Origin of the sequence: Fluviicola taffensis DSM 16823 (genome assembly GCF_000194605.1) — a bacterium.
In the GTDB taxonomy this organism is placed as follows: domain Bacteria; phylum Bacteroidota; class Bacteroidia; order Flavobacteriales_D; family Crocinitomicaceae; genus Fluviicola; species Fluviicola taffensis.
Map to the genome: position 1 here is coordinate 3,800,554 of NC_015321.1, position 18,917 is coordinate 3,819,470.

Annotated in this window: 17 protein-coding genes; 4 read left to right on the forward strand and 13 right to left on the reverse strand. The window is 36.4% G+C overall.

Annotated elements, in window-relative coordinates:
- Positions 1–69: 69 nt before the first annotated feature.
- Positions 70–1,113, reverse strand: a complete 1,044-nt coding sequence (gene ribD / locus FLUTA_RS16585; protein ID WP_013688057.1) for a bifunctional diaminohydroxyphosphoribosylaminopyrimidine deaminase/5-amino-6-(5-phosphoribosylamino)uracil reductase RibD — start codon at positions 1,111–1,113, stop codon at positions 70–72.
- Between the two features lie 197 nt (positions 1,114–1,310).
- Between ribD and FLUTA_RS16590 the strand changes: the two genes are divergently transcribed.
- The 3 genes from FLUTA_RS16590 (at position 1,311) to FLUTA_RS16600 (ending at position 4,698) form a co-directional block, all read left to right on the forward strand.
- Positions 1,311–2,567 carry an MFS transporter gene (locus tag FLUTA_RS16590; protein ID WP_013688058.1) on the forward strand — a complete coding sequence of 419 codons (1,257 nt, stop codon included), beginning with the start codon at positions 1,311–1,313 and terminating at the stop codon, positions 2,565–2,567.
- Positions 2,568–2,641: 74 nt separating this feature from the next.
- Positions 2,642–3,919: a dicarboxylate/amino acid:cation symporter gene (locus FLUTA_RS16595; protein ID WP_013688059.1), complete on the forward strand. Its 1,278-nt coding sequence runs from the start codon at positions 2,642–2,644 to the stop codon at positions 3,917–3,919.
- A 143-nt stretch (positions 3,920–4,062) separates the two neighbouring features.
- A complete protein-coding gene (locus FLUTA_RS16600; protein ID WP_013688060.1) occupies positions 4,063–4,698 on the forward strand; it encodes an NAD(P)-dependent oxidoreductase in 636 nt (211 codons plus the stop codon).
- Positions 4,699–4,782: 84 nt separating this feature from the next.
- Here FLUTA_RS16600 and FLUTA_RS16605 read toward each other — a convergent pair whose 3' ends face one another.
- The 9 genes from FLUTA_RS16605 to FLUTA_RS16645 form a co-directional block, all read right to left on the reverse strand.
- Positions 4,783–5,091, reverse strand: coding sequence for a hypothetical protein (locus FLUTA_RS16605; protein ID WP_013688061.1), 309 nt, complete (start codon positions 5,089–5,091; stop codon positions 4,783–4,785).
- A gap of 48 nt (positions 5,092–5,139) precedes the next feature.
- Positions 5,140–5,634 carry a cupin domain-containing protein gene (locus FLUTA_RS16610; protein WP_013688062.1) on the reverse strand — a complete coding sequence of 165 codons (495 nt, stop codon included), beginning with the start codon at positions 5,632–5,634 and terminating at the stop codon, positions 5,140–5,142.
- On the reverse strand, positions 5,631–5,849 hold the full coding sequence (locus FLUTA_RS16615; protein WP_013688063.1) for a DUF4287 domain-containing protein: 219 nt from the start codon (positions 5,847–5,849) through the stop codon (positions 5,631–5,633). Before FLUTA_RS16615 ends, FLUTA_RS16610 begins: the two co-directional genes overlap by 4 nt.
- A gap of 93 nt (positions 5,850–5,942) precedes the next feature.
- Positions 5,943–6,683: a hypothetical protein gene (locus FLUTA_RS16620; RefSeq protein ID WP_013688064.1), complete on the reverse strand. Its 741-nt coding sequence runs from the start codon at positions 6,681–6,683 to the stop codon at positions 5,943–5,945.
- Between the two features lie 78 nt (positions 6,684–6,761).
- The gene (nth, locus tag FLUTA_RS16625) at positions 6,762–7,406 is read right to left on the reverse strand and encodes an endonuclease III (RefSeq protein ID WP_043023896.1); all 645 of its coding nucleotides are present in this window, start codon (positions 7,404–7,406) and stop codon (positions 6,762–6,764) included.
- A 116-nt stretch (positions 7,407–7,522) separates the two neighbouring features.
- A complete protein-coding gene (locus FLUTA_RS16630; RefSeq protein WP_013688066.1) occupies positions 7,523–7,924 on the reverse strand; it encodes a hypothetical protein in 402 nt (133 codons plus the stop codon).
- Positions 7,925–7,926: 2 nt separating this feature from the next.
- A complete protein-coding gene (locus FLUTA_RS16635; RefSeq protein ID WP_013688067.1) occupies positions 7,927–8,823 on the reverse strand; it encodes a hypothetical protein in 897 nt (298 codons plus the stop codon).
- A 281-nt stretch (positions 8,824–9,104) separates the two neighbouring features.
- Positions 9,105–9,506: a hypothetical protein gene (locus tag FLUTA_RS20970; RefSeq protein ID WP_013688068.1), complete on the reverse strand. Its 402-nt coding sequence runs from the start codon at positions 9,504–9,506 to the stop codon at positions 9,105–9,107.
- Between the two features lie 9 nt (positions 9,507–9,515).
- Complete coding sequence (locus FLUTA_RS16645; protein WP_013688069.1) at positions 9,516–11,960, reverse strand: alpha-ketoacid dehydrogenase subunit alpha/beta; 2,445 nt, start codon at positions 11,958–11,960, stop codon at positions 9,516–9,518.
- 373 nt (positions 11,961–12,333) lie between these two features.
- Here FLUTA_RS16645 and FLUTA_RS16650 point away from each other — a divergent pair, with 373 nt between their 5' ends.
- A complete protein-coding gene (locus FLUTA_RS16650) occupies positions 12,334–14,031 on the forward strand; it encodes a toxin-antitoxin system YwqK family antitoxin (protein WP_013688070.1) in 1,698 nt (565 codons plus the stop codon).
- Between the two features lie 295 nt (positions 14,032–14,326).
- Here FLUTA_RS16650 and FLUTA_RS16655 read toward each other — a convergent pair whose 3' ends face one another.
- The 3 genes from FLUTA_RS16655 to rpsA all read right to left on the reverse strand — a co-directional run bounded on the left by FLUTA_RS16655 (position 14,327) and on the right by rpsA (position 18,398).
- Positions 14,327–15,829 (reverse strand): PspC domain-containing protein, encoded by a 1,503-nt coding sequence (locus tag FLUTA_RS16655; protein WP_013688071.1) that lies wholly within the window; start codon positions 15,827–15,829, stop codon positions 14,327–14,329.
- 2 nt (positions 15,830–15,831) lie between these two features.
- Entirely contained in the window at positions 15,832–16,164 is a 333-nt protein-coding gene (locus FLUTA_RS16660) for a PadR family transcriptional regulator (protein ID WP_013688072.1), read from the reverse strand.
- A gap of 425 nt (positions 16,165–16,589) precedes the next feature.
- Positions 16,590–18,398 (reverse strand): 30S ribosomal protein S1, encoded by a 1,809-nt coding sequence (gene rpsA / locus FLUTA_RS16665; protein WP_013688073.1) that lies wholly within the window; start codon positions 18,396–18,398, stop codon positions 16,590–16,592.
- Positions 18,399–18,917: the final 519 nt, after the last annotated feature.

The window sequence follows — 18,917 nt, forward strand, 5'->3', positions numbered from 1 at the left end:
TTAAAGGGTAGATTTCTTTCTGCGAACTAAAAATAGAAAATTCGAGGGTTTTTACAATGAAAAAGGAGATTAAAAAGCCGAATTCTTGAAATAATTGATTTTGTCTTTGCCAAATTGAATGCTTTTATAAGGAATTTGGGGAAGAATAGGAGCTTTGATTCCTGTTTTAAATTGATTTTCGCCAACGATGATAAGAGCTTCGTCCCAATTGCTCGAATCGATAAATTGGGTAAGTGTAAATGCACCTCCTTCGATAATTACAGAGTTGATTTGAAGTTCGTGTAATTTGCGTAAAATCGATTTAGAATCAATTGATTCCAACCTTACATACTGAATAGAATTGATTGTTTTTTCTTCTGTTTTATTGAATACAACTGTTTTTAATCCATCAGTAAAAATAGTAGCGTTTTTTGGTGCTTTTAGATTGGGATCTATGATTATTCGAATTGGATTAGGGCCTGTGAAAACTCTGGTAGTCAATGACGGATTATCATTTTGAATTGTTTTCCAACCCACGAGAATGGCTTGTTCTGTACTCCGCATTTGATGTGTAATTACTTGCGTTTCTGGCTGTGAAATCCAATTTATTCCAATCTCTTTATCTTGAGACCGATCACGATCAATAAAGCCATCTTTAGTTTGTGCCCATTTCAGGGTAATAAAGGGTCTTTTTTTGGTGTGAAAAGTAATAAAACGTTTGTTGAGTTCTTTTGCTTCAGATTCCAAAATGCCACAATCAACTTGGATTCCTGCATTTTTTAGTTTTTCAATTCCTCTTCCTGCGACTTCGGAGAAAGGATCAATCTGAGCAATAACGACTCGTTTGAATTGAGAATGAACCAATAGATCAGCACAAGGAGGTGTTTTTCCAAAGTGAGAACAAGGTTCAAGAGTTACGTAGATAGTAGATTCCGACAGAAGGGATTTATCTTTCACCGAATTTACGGCATTTACTTCTGCGTGTGCTTCCCCATATTTTTGATGATATCCTTCACCAATAATTTGTTGGTTGTGAACAATGACAGCTCCTACCAACGGGTTTGGAGCAACTGAAATACCACCTGATTTAGCCAATTGCAACGCTCGAAGCATGTATTTTTCATCCAAATTCATTAGTCAAAATTACGAATTCCGAATTACGAATTCCGAATTGTGGGATACATCTTTAATAAAAAATGGTCGTAATTAGAATTAATTTCAATTTTCATGTCAAATAGAAGAACTGCAAACCTTATATGAATTCATCAATTCGTAATTCGGCATTCGTAATTAGGAATTGATTAAGTATATTCACCCTCAAACAAACTACTTTGGATAAAATTACTTCTTACAAACCTTTATGGTCATTGCCCGTTATTGTTGCAGCATTGGGCTACTTCGTAGATATTTACGATTTATTACTTTTCGGTATAGTTAAAGTTCCCAGTCTCCAAGGATTAGGATTCAATGAAAAGGAAATTGCTCATGTAGGAACCTTGATTTTCAATTGGCAAATGGGAGGTTTGTTACTTGGAGGGATTTTATGGGGAATTCTTGGGGATAAACGTGGAAGATTATCGGTGCTTTTTGGTTCGATTATTTTGTATTCGATAGCGAATATTATGTGCGGTTTTTTGCCTTATTTCCCCAACGATAAAGAAAATTTGACTTATACATACATCGCTTTGCGTTTCATGGCAGGAATTGGCCTCGCTGGAGAATTAGGAGCCGGAATCACCTTGGTTTCTGAAGTTTTACCTAAGGAATTACGTGCCTTGGGAACTTCTTTGGTTGCTGGTGTTGGTTTGTCGGGAGCGGTCGTTGCGAATCTTACCGTTAAACTAACTGAAGAATGGAATGTTGCTTATTTCATTGGTGGCGGAATGGGAATTGGTTTGCTCTTGCTTCGGTTTGGAGTATTGGAATCTGGTATTTTTAAAGAAACCAAGAAAAGCAAAGTGAGTAGAGGCAATTTTTTTATGTTTTTCACGAATTGGGATCGATTTTGGCGATACATCCGGTGCATATTTATTGGATTACCAACTTGGTTTTGTATAGGTATTTTAGCTGTTTATGGGAATGTTTTTGGCAAAGCTTTGGGGATTCAAGGCGGAATTGATCCTGGAGACGCTATTATGTGGGGATACATTGGTATTTCCGCAGGAGATATTTTTAGTGGAATATTGAGTCATTGGTTGGAATCTCGACGAAAATCTATTCTTCTTATGATGGGATTTACATTAATTAGTGTTATTTGGATCTTATCAGGAACGATTCATTCAGCCAATATGTATTATTTCATGTGTTGTTGGTTTGGATTTGGAACAGGTTATTGGGCAATGTTCGTAACAATTGGCGCTGAGCAATTTGGAACAAATATTCGATCAACCGCTGCTACATCGATTCCAAATATGGTACGTGGAATGGTTATTTTAATGACCATAAGCTTTGAAGGACTGATGGGAATGGGACAATCGGCTTTAGTTTCTGCGGCGATTGTTGGTTTTGTTTCATTTGCCCTTGGAATTTACAGTACATGGAGTATTCCAGAAACTCATGGTCGGGATTTAGATTTTGTCGAAGAGTAATTGGAAGAAAAGACTGCAATTGACCAATAATTAATATATTCAACGAAATTATTCTCTAAAAAAGAAATTCTCTGATGGAAGTAGACTTAAACGCCAAACCTGTAAAACCGAAACCGTGGTATAGAGCCTTGTATTTTCAAGTGTTGATTGCTATTGTAATTGGTATAACTCTTGGGTATTTTAAGCCAGATCTAGGAGAAAAAATGAAACCTCTTGGGGATGGATTCATCAACTTGATTAAGATGATTATTGCACCTGTTATTTTTATTACGATAACAGTTGGAATTGCATCTATGAATGATTTGAAAAAGGTGGGGAGAATAACGGGTAAAGCATTCATTTATTTTCTCACATTTTCCACATTAGCATTGATACTTGGAATGATCGTCAGTAATCTTGTGCAACCTGGAAGCGGTTTGAACATTGATCCAAGTACGTTAGACCAGAAAGATGTTTCTGAGTATGTTGCTGTGGCACATGGAAATTCGTTTTCGAATTTTATGTTGAACATTATCCCGAAAACGTTCATGAGTTCACTTACTGGGGAGAATATTCTACAAGTGTTGTTTGCTGCAATTTTATTTGGGGTAGCCCTGTCTTTAACTGCGGATAAAAGCAAACCCGTTTTAGATTTCTTTCAAGCATTGACTCATCCGATTTTTAAAATAGTAGATATCTTGATGAAATTGGCACCAATAGGAGCATTTGGAGCAATGGCTTTTACAATAGGAAAATACGGAGTTGAAACCTTGCAAAATTTATTCTTTTTGGTCGGAACGTTTTACGTGACGGCAGCTTTGTTTGTGGTCGTTATTTTGGGATTGGTAGCAAGGTATAATGGTTTTAATATCCTGAAGCTACTTCGCTATTTGAAGGATGAGTTGTTATTAGTTCTTGGGACTAGTTCTTCTGAATCTGCCTTGCCATCATTGATGACGAAATTAGAGAAAGCAGGATGTTCTAATCAAGTTGTTGGACTAGTTGTACCAACTGGCTATTCGTTTAATTTGGATGGAACAAATATTTACATGACATTGGCGGCCTTGTTTATTGCACAAGCTTGTAATGTAGATTTAAGTTTTAGTCAACAAGCAACGTTACTTTTAGTAGCGATGTTGAGTTCCAAAGGTGCAGCAGGAGTTTCTGGGGCTGGTTTTGTGACTTTGGCAGCTACACTAACCGTTGTGCCAGATGTACCAATTGCAGGTATGACGTTGATTTTAGGTGTAGACAAATTCATGTCGGAATGCCGTGCTTTAACGAACCTGATTGGAAATGCAGTTGCAACGATTGTTGTTGCGAGATGGGAAAAGCAATTGGATCCAGAAGCATTAAAAGCAGCATTGAAGTAATGCTTGCTGATTTCAAAAATGAATTGTAGTTTTACACTATTCGAATCTAATTATAAATAGAATTTATTAAAAACCCGCTGGGGTTATCGGTTCCTTCTGAGGAACTGACCAAAATTTTAGTATCTATTTATAAGTAGAAAATCATGAATACAATTAAAATCGCCGTATTAGGCGGAACAGGAAAATCAGGTAAATACTTGGTTCAGGAATTAATGAATCGCAACATTCCAATCAAACTTTTACTCCGAAATACCTCTCATTTTGAAACTGAAAATCCATTGGTGGAAATCGTTCGAGGTGATGTAAGAGACTACAATTCAATTTATTCACTTTTTGAAGGATGTGATGCGGTAATCAGCACATTGAGTCAGCCGATTGGTGAAGAATCGATATTCGGAGACGCCGCACGGAATGTTATTCAAGCAATGGAAGCAAGAGGAATCAAACGATACATTGTCACCGCTGGATTGAACGTAGATGCGATTGGAGACGAAAAGAATGAGAAAGTTCGTTTCGCGACTGATTGGATGTATCAGAATTATCCCAAAACAACGATAGACAGACAAGTTGAATACGAGTTACTTGCTAATAGCAGGATTGATTGGACGATGGTTCGTCTGCCTATGATTATTCAAACAGATGAACGATTTCCGGTGGAAATAAGTTTAATAGATTGTCCGGGAGAAAATATCAGTGCAACAGATTTAGCTGTCTTTCTAGTGGATCAACTTTCGAATGAAGAATACGTCCAGAAAAGTCCGTTTGTAGCGAATAGTTAACTTCTATTTTTTACCGCAAAGAATAGAAGAGCGCAAAGGGAATATTAGATTCTTTGCGTCCTTTGTTTCTTTGCGGTTAATTTTTTATCCCAAGTTTCCTTTAGAACCAATTGATTGAAGGATCTCCACTCGATGCGAATCATTCAATCCGCTTTCATCGCGCATTTGTTGGAAAGCTTTAAAAGATTTGATATTCAACAACATATTTTGCATCTCTTCGTCCGAATACTGGGAATAATGCACAAATGAAACGCCATCTTCTTTTACGAATACATTGTATTTGAATTTTGATGCATCCAATTGCTCGAAATCGTTCAGAAATGCTTGAATATTTTCTTTATTCTGTTCAACGAATTCCGGTTTTATTTGGTAAGTTACTATTACTGAGATCATGGTTGTTTTTAAGTTAAAAAGGATACCAAAGTTTAAAATTTATAACCTTTAATCCAAATAATCTTTCGGGTACAACTTTTGACCGTATTTTTCTGCTGTTTGGTTTGCAAAAGCGATTTGTTCGGGAGTTGGAGGAACTGGGTCAGGTAAGGTTCCTGCTGGAATTTTTCGTCCTGCTTCTTCAAAAAATGAATCTAATCCTGATGGAGTAACAATACACAACAACCGTGCATTTACAGAACTGTTATTCTTAAAACAATGAACTGGTCCGTCTAACGGAATGTGAACCAAATCTCCTTGTTTTGCACTGAATCTCTTTTCTTTGGTTTGCATTTCCACTTCTCCTTCGAGTATGTAAAAACATTCTTGAAAACCTTTGTGTTCGTGTGGAATTGGTCCGCCGTTTGGAGGAACCAACATTTCAATAATGGCCAACTGTCCTTCTGAATTTTGACTGTTTAACAAGATGTTGTAAGCTGAAGCACCAATCGCAATAGTCTCAGAAGATTGTTTATTTGTTAGTTGAATCGATTTAGAACTCACGATCGTTTTCCTTTGAAATAAGCATAAATAGCCATTGCATGTCCATGCCCCAATTCATATTCTTCTTTCAGCCAAGCTACAATTTGTCCAGCTTTCACATCAGCCAAGAGTTCTCCGTCTTTGATGAATCCCTTTTCTTCGGCTAATTTTTGAAGTTCTTCAGGTAGTTTTCCTGTTTTTGCTTTTATGTTATCGAGATATGCTTGAAACGACATATTGCTTTTTTTAGTTCGATTAAAGATAGCGAAAAATCAGATTTAGAAAGCTTCAAAAAAACAGAATACCTAAGTGCGTAAATAATCAAATCTCTACGGAACTGTCACTTTTGCTGAAATGGTTATTGTCGCATTTCCAACTGGATTATAGAATCCAGCGCTACAGAATGAAATTACAGTTTTTCCGTTTACTTTATTTACATATACATCTACATCTGGTTCCATTTGATAATCTTGAAACCCAGTACCAATATAAACTCCAACTTTGTTTTGTTCTGAAGGATAATAGGTGTCATTTGATTTATAGATTCCTGGAAGAGGAGCTTGTTCTCCTTTAAAATTGAACGTTATTGCTTGAGAACTATTAGATGCTTGTACGTAATAGTTCGAATTTGAATTACCAAATACAGAAGTGTAATTTGTTCCTCCAACTCCAATTACAGTTGAGGTTGATGTATTATTATTGACAGAACAAGGTGCATTACTGGGAGGAATCACACTTACATTTACGCTTCCTTTTTTGATCACACAATTTCCATCACGAATATTTACAATGTATACGCCTGCTTTGGCTTGTGTCATGGATTCAATTGTTTCACTACCCGACGTATTTGTTGAATAATCGTAGTCTTTCTTCCATCCATTTGGGCCTTGCCAATGGTAAGTATAACTGAAACCACTTTCTGTCCATAAATGTAGCGGCCAACCTTCAAAAACAGGTCCATTTGAATTCAATACAATGTCTTCTGGATTGATAGGGCAATCGTTTTTCTTTTTACAAGAGTTTAGAGCAATTAACGTAGAGGCTAATATCAGAAGCGTTATAGATTTCATGCGTGGTTTTATTTGTAAGGTTTGTGTTAGTTAGAGTGGCAAAAGTAGTTAAATATCCTAAATTTTGTTCAATCTGAATCACTTCAACTCCTCCAATGCTTTCTTCGTTCCAATCTTTGCAGTAATGTAATCGATATCTCGTTTCGGCGATCGGGCAGGAGAGTGGCTTCTACCGTAGAAAATGATTTGTAAATGTAGTTTGTTCCACAAATCTTTAGGAAAGAGTTTTTTTGCATCGGCTTCGGTAGTTTCTACGTTTTTACCACTGGTCAAACCCCAACGAGTCATTAAACGATGAATGTGTGTATCAACAGGGAAAGCAGGAACTCCAAAGGCTTGTGACATGACTACTGAAGCTGTTTTGTGACCAACCCCTGGCATTTTCTCCAAATCTTCAAAAGAAGCAGGAACTTCACCACCGTGTAAATCAATGATCATGTGCGACAAATCGTAGATTGCTTGTGATTTTCTAGGAGAAAGTCCACAAGGCTTGATAATATCTCGAATTTCTTCTACAGATAATTTAATCATGTCTTGTGGTCGAGAAGCGCGTCTGAATAAAATAGGAGTAATCTGATTTACTCGTACATCGGTGCATTGAGCTGATAGTAAAACTGCAATTAGTAAGGTATAAGCATCCCAATGATCTAGAGGAACTGGAGTTTCAGGATACAATTTTTCGAGTTCTTCGATTACATATTGCGCTTTTTCTTTTTTTGTCATGGCGAGCAAAAATACAGAAATTGATTGGTATAAGTTGGTATGTGGGAAAGTGTGGGGAAATTTTGCGGGGACGCGACGCATCACGTTCCCACATTTTCCCCACACTTACAATCATTTTAATGCACTACAAAATGAACAACCTTATTCTCTTTGTTTCCATCGTGATCCAATGCTACCACAACTTCCAATTTCAATGGTGTGAATGTAGTGTAGGGTTGCGCTACAGCTTGATTGATTGTGAAATCCGCTAAGTGATCGTGAACTTCATTTTGATAAACAATTGAATCATTCAAGGTATTTGTAACAGTAATTTGATATCCATGGAGATTATCTGTTCCAGTTATACTTCCTGTAACCACAAAATCCCCTTGAATCGTATCATTTTCGTTTGGTGAAGTGATTGTTATTAGAGCTGTTGTATGCTCGTGTTCAGATTCTTCTTCGGTTTTCTTTTCTTTTTTACACGCTGTGAAAGAAAGGCTGCTTACTAGAATTGTTGTAATAAAAAATGTTCTCATATCTAATTGAAAAAATAATTAAGTGAAATGCTAAATGCGGTTTTTTGATGGGAGTTTCCTTCTCCTAGTTGCTGAGCTATCGGAATATGATAGTTTCCTTGAAGAACCCAGTCTTTCCATTGAATGGAGGCCCCAATGATTCCTGTTAGGATTTTTCCTTGTGTGGGTGAGCTGGAAACCGCTTTTCGGTTCAAGTAATCAACACCACTCCACGAATATTGAGCTCCAGCGTAAATTCCCCAAGTTCTAAATTTGTATTGGGCAAAAAGACTTGCGCTAAACAAAGATCCAGGAATGTATTTGTATTTATTTTCTCCACGAAGCACATATTGAGATGTTTGAACCAAACTCCATTTTCTCTTTTGAAGAAAGAAAGAATTTTGGAATACGGCATCAAACGTTCCAGTGCCTGGATAGAGGTATAAGTCTACATCATTTGGATGTGTGAACTTCCCGATTGGATTTTTCACCCCAGCTCCAACAATCCACCGAAACATACGTGTTTGCAGGCTGTCTTGCTTGTTGAATAAGAAGAAATTAACCATTAAAATGGGATCCCCTAATCCATTTTTTCGGGAGGTTGTATCTTCAGCAATGTGTGTATTGAAACTAATTGGAACAGAAAGCTGTAATTGCCATCTTTTCGAAAGTCGCAATTGACCCAATACATCTAAGCGTTGAAAATAATCGGTGCTGTGTTCAATCCCATTTCCAAAAACCTTAGGATGCTTACTTTTATAGAGCCTGTATTGATAATTCAGTCCAATACTTGTTCGGTTGCCTTGTGCCAATGTTCCCAAACCTTGTGTGGAATTAAAAGCTCCACATCCGCACACATCACAAGAGAGCGCAGCATGAGATACCACAAGATACACGAAAAAGAGGATCCTTTTTTTCATGATTCTGTATTAAATAATTTGAATAAATAAGATTATTTAGAACTTTCCACCTTTTTTCATTGCCAAAAAAGGGGGAGCCAAAAAGTCTAGGACTATACTCAAAAGTTTGAAAACGACGAGTCATTTCGCTACCTGCACCCAAACTCGTCTAACTTGTTACCCAATCCGATTAAAATCGGTTTGGACAAGTTGACTCAAACATGGGTTCGGCTTCGCTCCATTCTCTTGTTTTCTAGCACTTTTAGCGTTAAGGTCCAAGAAATCCAGTTCTAAAAAAGAAATTATCCTAAAGACGGTGGGTGGAAAGTAGAACCAGAATAAGAAATCAGTTCTTTGTTTAGATAAAAGAAAATGGTTGCTTTTTCTGAAAGCAATTCAATGGTGCTTGTTTCGAATGCTAAAATGATCTGTGCATCTGCTGTCCAAACGTTTTCCTTTAATTTCAATGGCATTTTGGGAACAGGTTGATTTTTTTGCTCTTCCTGCTCCAATTTTTTCAATTGCTTGGCCAAATAACATTTACCGTCGCAATGAAGCATCGGTTTTTTCTTATTGACACAATATTTTGCTGCGAGTTCTACTTGATTATTGTAAAACCAAACGTTCCAAGAGAATGCTGCAATATCTTTCCAAAGCAAAGCTATTACAAAAACAATACTCAATATGGTCGCAGTTCTTTTCAAATCATTTAATTAGTAAATGGAAGGGAAAGCTGTTGGATCTGCTTCGTTCATAATTGAATAAGCTGTTTCAACAATATCGTCTACACTTGGTTTGGAGAAATAATCGCCATCCGTTCCATAAGCTGGTCTGTGATCCTTTGCGCTCAATGTTACTGGAGCTGAATCTAAATATTCAAAAGCTCCTTGTTTCACCAAAATCTGATCCAACAAAAATGCTGTAGCACCAGAACTTACATCTTCGTCCACAATCATTAAACGATTTGTTTTCTTCAATGATTCTGAAACCATTCCATTGATGTCGAATGGAAGTAATGTTTGGACATCAATTAACTCGACAGAGATTCCCAGTTCCGTTAATGATTTTGCAGCTACTTCACACAAATTAAATGTAGAACCGTAAGAAACAATTGTCAAATCTGTTCCTTCAGTAACTATTTCAGGAATTCCCAATGGAGTTGTAAAGCTTCCAATGTTGTTTGGCATCTCTTCTTTAATGCGGTATCCGTTTAATGGCTCAATCACCAAAGCTGGTTCATCTGCTTGCATTAAGGTGTTGTAGAAACCCGCAGCTTTTGTCATATTTCTTGGAACACATACGTGAATACCACGAATGGAATTGATAATCATTCCCATTGGTGAACCACTGTGCCAAATTCCTTCCAAACGATGTCCACGAGTTGAAATAATCAATGGAGCTTTTTGTCCGCCTTTTGTTCGGTATTGAACTGTTGCTAAATCATCAGACATAATCTGAATTCCATAAAGCAAGTAATCCAAGTATTGAATTTCAGCAATCGGCCTTAATCCGCGCATTGCCATACCAATTCCTTGACCAATAATGGTGCACTCGCGAATTCCAACATCTGAAACACGCAATGTACCGAACTGATCTTGTAATCCTTCCAATGATTGATTTACTCCGCCTATTTTTCCTGCATCTTCACCAAAAATTAATGCTTCCGGGTGTTTTTCGAAAATTGCTTTAAAATTATCACGAAGTATAATTCTTCCGTCTTCGAGGTGACCGCTTCCATCATAAGCAGGTGCAACTGGTGTTACTTTCAATGCACTATTTTCCGAATTGGAATACAGGTAGCTGCTATAACGATCAGAGTTGTTTTCTGTTTCTTGTTTCAACCAAGCAATTAAAGCTGTTCTAGCTGCTGTATTTTCTTCGCGAACCAAACGCAAGACTTTTCGAACGGTATTGAATACATCCTTGCGGATTGGATTCATTGTTTTTTGAAGTGCTTCAATCTCTCTTTTGATGAAAATCCCATTTGAACTTTCATTCGCTAGGTTTTCTAAAACTGCAACAGCTCTATCTAAATCTTGTTTTAAATCCTGTGTGAATAACGCCCAAGCTTCTTTCTTTTGTACGTTTACGAAGTCTTTTGATTCTTTTGAAATCTCAGCTAATTCTTCTTCAGAAGCCAATTTTTGACCATCAGCATCAAAGTTTAGGATCCACTCTTTGAATTTGTGGATGCAATCAAAGTCTGATTCCCACTGCAAACGAGCAGCGTCTTTGTAACGCTCATGTGATCCCGAAGTAGAGTGTCCTTGCGGTTGATTCACTTCTTTTACGTGAACCAATACAGGAATATGTTCTGTTCGAGCTAATTCAACTGCTTTTTCGTAAGTTTCACACAAATGTGCATAATCCCAACCTTTGGTAACGAAGATTTCATATCCTTTCGAATCTGCAGAACGCTGCATTCCGCTCAATGCCTCAGAGATACTTCCTTTCGTTGTTTGATGTTCGCGAGGAACTGAAATTCCGTATCCATCATCCCAAACAGACATGACCATTGGAACTTGTAAAACGCCTGCAGCATTGATAGTTTCCCAAAAAGGACCTTCTGAAGTAGAAGCATCACCGATTGTTCCGAAAGCAACTTCATTTCCGCCATTGGAGAATTTTTTAAATTCTTCCAAATCTTTCAATGTTGGGTGTTCTCTATAAATTTTTGAAGCTTGAGCCAATCCTAATAAACGGGGCATTTGTCCAGCAGTAGGAGAGATGTCAGCTGAGGAATTCTTTTGTTGTGTTAGGTTTTTCCAGTTTCCATTTTCGTCCAGGTTACGTGTGGAGAAATGTCCACCCATTTGACGTCCAGCAGATTGTGGTTCAACCACTTCGTCTGTATGACCAAATAAACCAGAGAAATACTCACGCACACTTAATTGATCAATGGCCATCATCAAGGTTTGATCCCTGTAATATCCTGATCTAAAATCACCATCTCTGAATTGTTTTGCCAATGCAATTTGTGCCAACTCTTTTCCGTCGCCAAAAATTCCAAACTTTGCTTTTCCGGTAAGAACTTCTTTTCGTCCTAAAAGCGAGGTTTCTCTGGAGATACTAGCCAAACGAAAGTCTTTCAATACTTCCGATTTGAATGTATTAAAGTCCACTGCGATCAATTCTTCTTGGGGTGTTTGTGATGCCATAGCTTTGTTATAAAGTTGCACAAATATACTAAATCTTGAGCAAAAATGGAGGTGGTTTTAGGGGAGGTAAATCACTTTTTTAGAAATGAAAGGTGAGTGTTTGATGAGCAAGGCATTTGAGATGGATCTGTTAGTTTTTAATGTATTAACAATCAGTATGATATATTTTTAACGTAAGCAATTTAGTAAATTTACTTACGAAAATAGGTTAATTTATTGATAATCAATGTAATGATTTGAAATTGTTAGTGTGTTAGTAAAATTACTAACAGTTATTGATTGAGTATTTGATTCTTTAATTAGTAGCCTGTTTCAATATCATCATTGAACGAATGCTTTTTAAGGCTGTAACACTAACCAAAATTGATTCGTTATGAAAACAGCTAGTTTACTTTTAGTACTTACATTTCATTTTTCGCTACAAGCGGGTACACTTTTTGAACAATTATGTGTTTTTAATCCGAATTGGGGTAATTACAAATCCTATGTTCCGATAGAAAATGAGCGTGTATTCCTCTCAGACAAACAGTATATTCAGTCTCATTTGGAATTGGTGATTCAAGTTCTGAATTCTCCCGATTTGAAATGTTTGAATGCCGATCAACTCAGAATGAGAATTCGTTTAATAAAGGTTCTTTCGGATTATCGTTTACAAGGAAATTTTCCATTGAATTACTATAAATCTGAGAGAATTCCAGTGTTTATCGATGAACATAATACGCATTGTGCAGTTGGTTATTTAATGAAGGAAAGCGGTTTTGAGAACTTGGCTCTAAAAATCTCAAAAACGGATAATTATAGTTGGGTAAAGGATTTAAAAGATCAAGAAGTCATTGAATGGCAGCAATTATCAGGATTTACATTAGAAGAATTGAAATTGATTCAAGGAGCTTATGATTCGTATATGCCATTTGCGTTAAAAGCCCCTAATCGGATTGAAATCCCGCAAAAACCAGAAGTTATTTCAGTCAATTTTAAACAGAGTGATTTGCTGCAAAGCAATAGTATTGGTGGAACCAGTAAGATTTGGATTCGTGGGGAAGGTAAGAATGGGATTTTACATGGAAGATGGCAGCAAAATTATTCTCCTTCTTTGCCTTGGATTTTAGGTTTTTATCAAAATGGTAAGCGTGAAGGAAAATGGCTGGAATATTATCAGGGAACGTATGCTTTATGTCGGACAGAACATTGGAAAGATGATAAATTGAATGGGATTCGTACGCGTTTTGATCGTTCTGGGAATGTCATCGAAGAGATTCAATTTGAAGATGGAAATGCGATCGTAAAAACAAACTATGAATTGAAGCAATCACTGAAATATGTGCGGAAACCTCTTGGAGGAGATAATGTGTGGACAGAAGTTTATGATTTGAATGGTGGATTACTTGCTTCTGGACATGAAACGATTCATAATCCAGGAAACCTACAGTGGTTTCAGAATATTGAATTAACAGCACTGAATACTATGTCTTTGTCTTCTCAGTCTTATTCTATGGATCTTCAGATTCGTAAAAAAGGAAGCTCGAGATTTGTGCAAGGGGCAAGTTCAGTTAGGTTATATTCAGAGCCACAATTGGTAGAGTATATTAAACAGGGAGATTGGGTTTATTACAAAGATGAATTAGATCCATTAGAAGTATCTAATTCAGTGCAGATGAATCAGTTTTTTCTGAGTGATTTCAAAAGACTTGGAAAAGAGATTTTAACCCATGTACATGTTTTACCAGCTCCGATAGACATATCAGGATTCGATTCCGTTCATGTGAATTATTCAGATGGGAAGGTTAATTGGTTGGATGGTTACAGGCAGCAAACACGATCACGTATGGAGTTTGAATGGTACTCCGTTTTGGAAAATCTTCAATATTACCCGATTCATTCAGTGCCTCGTTTTCATTCTTCACATTCAAAGGATTGGGTGAAGACTTATCCTCTTAAGAGTTATGGTTTTGTCAACGAAAATGATGAGAAAATTAGTAAATGGGTTCATTTTGATGAGTTTGGACAATTGATTCGAATAGAGGAATTTATCAAACCCCAGAAGAAGGAAATTGCAAGAGAAACAAATTAGTATGTATTTAAAAATACTTCGAAAATTTGCGAATTTCAGAATTCACTTGTTCACAAAGATGTGAACAAGTTTTAATTTAATTGATTGATTTTTAATTAGTTATATTTTTTTTATGTTTTATTCATTTTTCTTATTACCCAACACCTGAAAAAGCAAAACGGTATCCAGTTTTACCTGAGTACCGCTTACTTTGCTTTACTTATGTTTGGTTGGTGTTGATTCTAAAAGAAAAGTTCAAGTTTTTAAAATAGTTCGAAGAGTTAAAAATTAAATTTGAACTTTTACCTTGATGAAGTCAGTTTTCTTCCGCTTCAAATGCTTCGCCTGCATACATCACTCCAGAATATTCTTTTCCGTTAATCAGTACTTCTTGGTTATTGATAAATAGCTTTTTTCCTCTTGGAACTTCGATTACGACTTCAATTTCCTGATTTCTTAATCCGTCTTTCAAAGGAAAAGAATAATATGGATCTACTAATAACTGATTTCCTTCTATTTTCAACTGATGTTTAATATGTGAACTTCTCTTATCAGCAGCAATCATATCGATTCCATGGGCGCTGAATTTTTGAGATACATGGAATAAGCTATCAGTAGACTCTTTGTATTTGATATAGATTCCATGCTCCATAATCTGACCTTTGTGTATAGAGATAAAATCAATTCCATGAGTCCCTGTAATTTCTTTGCTATTTACGATGAGTGGGAGTTCTTCTAGTTGTAATTGCTCCAAATTTAGAGTTAACTCTTGATTTTTAACTTCGCGTTGTATTTCATAATCCCTTGCAGAGTTAATAGCACCAATGATTCCAAGAATGATTCCTGCAAAAATGAATACAGGTAAGACAATGAAGTTTAGTTTAAAATACTTGTTTACTTTTCCCATCAACAACCTCACTCCAATGGCAATTGAAAGCAAAGGTCCTGCAAATCCGACCAGTAAAATTCCGATCCAAATCAACGAAAAGGATTTGTTAGCTGGTGAAACTAATCGAAGGAATTCATAAAGAGATGCAAAATTCTGATCACCAGTTGTGGGAACTACATCAATAATTCCGCTTACAACTAAAGAGAATACGATTAACCAAATCAACGCGCTCGTAATAAAGAATACACCCATCATTTTTCCAATGAATCGCAGAAAGTTCGACGCTTGTTTGGTTAAGTGTTGATTGTTGCTTTTAAACCGATTAGCAGCATTGATTGTTTCATCTTTGATTCGGTGTGCTGTTTTTTCGAACTCTTCTTTTAGGGTATCAATATTGACAGGTTTCCCTTTCATTTGTAGCCGATCGGCAGGTGTTTTCGCAACTGGAATGATTATCCAGAGAATCAAGTAAACGGGAACTCCAAATCCCATGAACCCGAAGATTACAAAAACAATTCGAATAATAATTGGGTCGATATTTAAGTAGGCAGCCAAACCTGATGCTAAACCACCAATCACTGCATTGTCCATGTCACGGTACATTCTTTTTTGTCCGCTAGTTTCTTGCTGTGAAGTTGTTGTACTTTGTTGTTTTGGTTGTTCTGTTTCTTCGGTGATTTCTTCTGGTTCACCCAAAGAAGCAATTCCCTTTTCAATTTCAGAAATGGTAACAACTTGACGCGTTTCTCCCAAATATTGGATCAACAATTCAGCGAATCGCATTTCAATGTCTTCCACAATTTCGCTGTTTCCGGCTTCGTTAGCTAAGGAAGCTTCTAATTTCTTTAAGTAAGCTTGTAAACGGTCGTATGCATCCTCCTCGATAACAAATAATTGGCGACCTAAATGTATTGAAAGTGTTTTTTTCATGATCAGTTCTTTTTAGCAGTTAATGTTTCTACGGCGTGTTGAAGCTCATTCCATGTGATTTGTAAAGCTTCTAATGTGTTTTTTCCTCCTTCCGTGATGGAGTAATATTTTCTAGGCGGACCAGAAGTGGATTCTTCCCAACGATAGGTGAGGAGTTCGATATTCTTCAAGCGAGTTAAAAGTGGATAAAGGGTTCCTTCAACCACAATTAGCTTTGCCTGTTTCAGTTGATCCAAAATTTCAGAAGGATAAGCTTCTTTATTATTTAGGATGCTGAGAATACAGAATTCCAGGATTCCTTTTCGCATTTGCGCCTGAGTATTTTCTACATTCATAACAGTACTATTTATGACACAAATATATGTATAAATCAGTACTATGCAATACAAAGTACTATAAAAATAAAAAAATAATTTTTTAAACAAGTCAAAAAGTCAATAGGGGCAAGAGATATGAAATAAAAAAAGAAAACAGATGTAATGCTTTATGTTCCTGTTCAAGAATAAAATCACATAGAAACAGAGGTCACATAGTGGGCTTTTGGTTGCGGAAAATACTATTTGATGACCATTTATTTCGATAGCTTATTAATAGGGTAATTCTATTCATAAGTGCTTAGGAATAGAGTTTGTTTTCAACTATTCCTTAAAATTATTCTCTACGTGTTCTATGTGACTCAAAGCTAAGACTTGCATGGGATAAATAAAAAAATCCCGCTGATCAAAAGACCAACGGGATTCATTATTTTAAAAGATTGAGATTACTCTCCGCCTTCCATTTTTTCTTTCAATGCAGCTAAAGCATCTAAGTCACCTAGAGTTGATTTCTCATTTCCTTGGTTGTTAGCTTTAACAGCTTGTGATGTAGAAGAACCAGCTCCACTTCCGCTAGTTGCACCTTTTTTACCAGCTGCAGGTTTTGCGGTAGTTTTTTCGTCTGTACCTTCTTCAAATGTACGAGTGTGAGAAACAACAATTTTCTTAGACTCTTTGTTGAATTCGATTACTTTGAAATCAAGTGTCTCTTCAACTTTGGCATTTGATCCGTCTTCTTTACGTAAGTGTTTAGAAGGACAAATTCCCTCAACACCGTAAGGAAGTGCTACGATACCAGCTTTATCTTTTGTTTCGATAATAGTACCTTGGTGTACTGAACCTTCTCCGAAGATAGTTTCAAACACATCCCATGGATTTTCTTCCAATTGTTTGTGTCCTAAAGAAATACGACGATTTTCACGATCAATTTCCAATACAACTACTTCCATTTCGTCACCTACCTTACAGAATTCAGATGGGTGCTTGATTTTCTTTTGCCAAGAAAGATCAGAAATGTGAATCAATCCATCAACACCTTCTTCTAATTCTACGAATACACCGAAGTTGGTGAAGTTACGAACTTTAGCTTTGTGCTTAGTAGCAACTGCATATTTAGCCTCGATTGCAGACCATGGATCTGGCATCAATTGTTTAATACCTAGAGACATTTTACGCTCTTCACGATCCAAAGTCAAGATAACAGCCTCAACTGTATCTCCAACTTGCATGAAGTCTTGAGCAGAACGTAAATGTTGAGACCAGCTCATTTCAGAAACGTGAATTAATCCTTCAACTCCTGCAGCGATTTCAACGAATGCACCGTAGTCAGCTAAAACAACAACTTTTCCAGAAACTTTATCACCAACAGCTAAGTTTGTGTCTAAAGCATCCCATGGATGTGGTTGTAATTGTTTTAAACCTAAAGCGATACGTTTTTTATCATCATCAAAGTCTAAGATAACAACGTTCAATTTTTGATCCAATTCAACGATTTCCTCTGGGTGGTTAACACGACCCCAAGATAAATCTGTAATGTGAATCAATCCATCTACACCACCTAAGTCGATAAACACACCATAAGAAGTAATGTTTTTCACAGTACCTTCTAATACTTGTCCTTTCTCTAGGCCAGAGATGATTTGTTTCTTTTGTTCTTCCAATTCTGCTTCGATCAACGCTTTGTGAGAAACAACAACGTTTCTAAACTCTTGATTAATCTTAACAACTTTGAATTCCATGTTTTTACCAACATAGATATCGTAGTCACGGATTGGTTTAACATCGATTTGAGAACCTGGCAAGAAAGCCTCAATTCCAAATACGTCAACAATTAAACCTCCTTTAGTACGACATTTTACGAAACCTGTGATAACCTCACCTGTACGCAATACGTCATTCACGCGAATCCATGCTTTGTGCATACGAGCCGTTCTGTGAGAGATAACCAATTGACCGCTTTTGTCTTCTTGGCATTCTACGAATACGTCTACTACATCACCAGCTTTTAATTCAGCATTGTAACGAAATTCTGAAGCAGCAACAACTCCTTCAGATTTGTAACCAACATTAATGATTACTTCTTTTTTGGAAACTGCTATAACAGTACCTTCAATAACTTCTTTCTCGTTAATTGAAGTTAGGGTTTTCTCATACGTGTCAGAAAGTTCTGAACGTTGAGCTAATGTGTACCCGTCTAACGCTAATGCGTCCCAATCAAAATCCGCAGATCCCTGCGCGTTAATTTGTTTTGCCATTTGGCTTTTTCTACTTGTATTTCAGGATGTTTCGTGATTCCTGAAAGAAATGAATAATAACCTGTAAACGAAACTTACAGTGATTTCACTACGAAAACGGGTGCAAAGATACAACTATTACTTTTATTTACAAAGAGTTGAGTATGGTAATTGACTTTTTTTTAGAGAAATTAATTTTTAAAAATTTATTGATTAATCAATTGAATAATAAACTCTTGGATTCCTATTTTTAAATTAGGACTTCTTTTTTAATGTGTTGAAAGGGTCTGATTTGTTCAAAATAAGTAAACTTTTTATAGAACTAACTTTAACAATTTATCATTGAATAAGATAGGTCATTTTTGTAACCGATAGTGATAGACAAAATGCTTTTTGATTGAATTATTTCAGATAATACGAATTGAGTATTACCCGAAATTTTTCTAGTGAATACCTTGTGTTGATTAAAAAACATGAAAAAGTCAAACGGTTAATTATTGTGTAAAATTAAGGTTTAGAACGTTAAAATAATTACTTTTG

What these genes read in the sequence shown, in the direction of transcription:
- ribD (WP_013688057.1), bottom strand. Translation starts at nt 1,113, where the DNA reads ATGAATTTGGATGAAAAATACATGCTTCGAGCGTTGCAATTGGCTAAA.
- FLUTA_RS16605 (WP_013688061.1), bottom strand. Translation starts at nt 5,091, where the DNA reads ATGATCTCAGTAATAGTAACTTACCAAATAAAACCGGAATTCGTTGAA.
- FLUTA_RS16595 (WP_013688059.1), top strand. Translation starts at nt 2,642, where the DNA reads ATGGAAGTAGACTTAAACGCCAAACCTGTAAAACCGAAACCGTGGTAT.
- FLUTA_RS16600 (WP_013688060.1), top strand. Translation starts at nt 4,063, where the DNA reads ATGAATACAATTAAAATCGCCGTATTAGGCGGAACAGGAAAATCAGGT.
- FLUTA_RS16650 (WP_013688070.1), top strand. Translation starts at nt 12,334, where the DNA reads ATGAAAACAGCTAGTTTACTTTTAGTACTTACATTTCATTTTTCGCTA.
- FLUTA_RS16630 (WP_013688066.1), bottom strand. Translation starts at nt 7,924, where the DNA reads ATGAGAACATTTTTTATTACAACAATTCTAGTAAGCAGCCTTTCTTTC.
- rpsA (WP_013688073.1), bottom strand. Translation starts at nt 18,398, where the DNA reads ATGGCAAAACAAATTAACGCGCAGGGATCTGCGGATTTTGATTGGGAC.
- FLUTA_RS16615 (WP_013688063.1), bottom strand. Translation starts at nt 5,849, where the DNA reads ATGTCGTTTCAAGCATATCTCGATAACATAAAAGCAAAAACAGGAAAA.
- FLUTA_RS16645 (WP_013688069.1), bottom strand. Translation starts at nt 11,960, where the DNA reads ATGGCATCACAAACACCCCAAGAAGAATTGATCGCAGTGGACTTTAAT.
- FLUTA_RS16620 (WP_013688064.1), bottom strand. Translation starts at nt 6,683, where the DNA reads ATGAAATCTATAACGCTTCTGATATTAGCCTCTACGTTAATTGCTCTA.
- FLUTA_RS16660 (WP_013688072.1), bottom strand. Translation starts at nt 16,164, where the DNA reads ATGAATGTAGAAAATACTCAGGCGCAAATGCGAAAAGGAATCCTGGAA.
- FLUTA_RS16655 (WP_013688071.1), bottom strand. Translation starts at nt 15,829, where the DNA reads ATGAAAAAAACACTTTCAATACATTTAGGTCGCCAATTATTTGTTATC.
- nth (WP_043023896.1), bottom strand. Translation starts at nt 7,406, where the DNA reads ATGACAAAAAAAGAAAAAGCGCAATATGTAATCGAAGAACTCGAAAAA.
- FLUTA_RS16635 (WP_013688067.1), bottom strand. Translation starts at nt 8,823, where the DNA reads ATGAAAAAAAGGATCCTCTTTTTCGTGTATCTTGTGGTATCTCATGCT.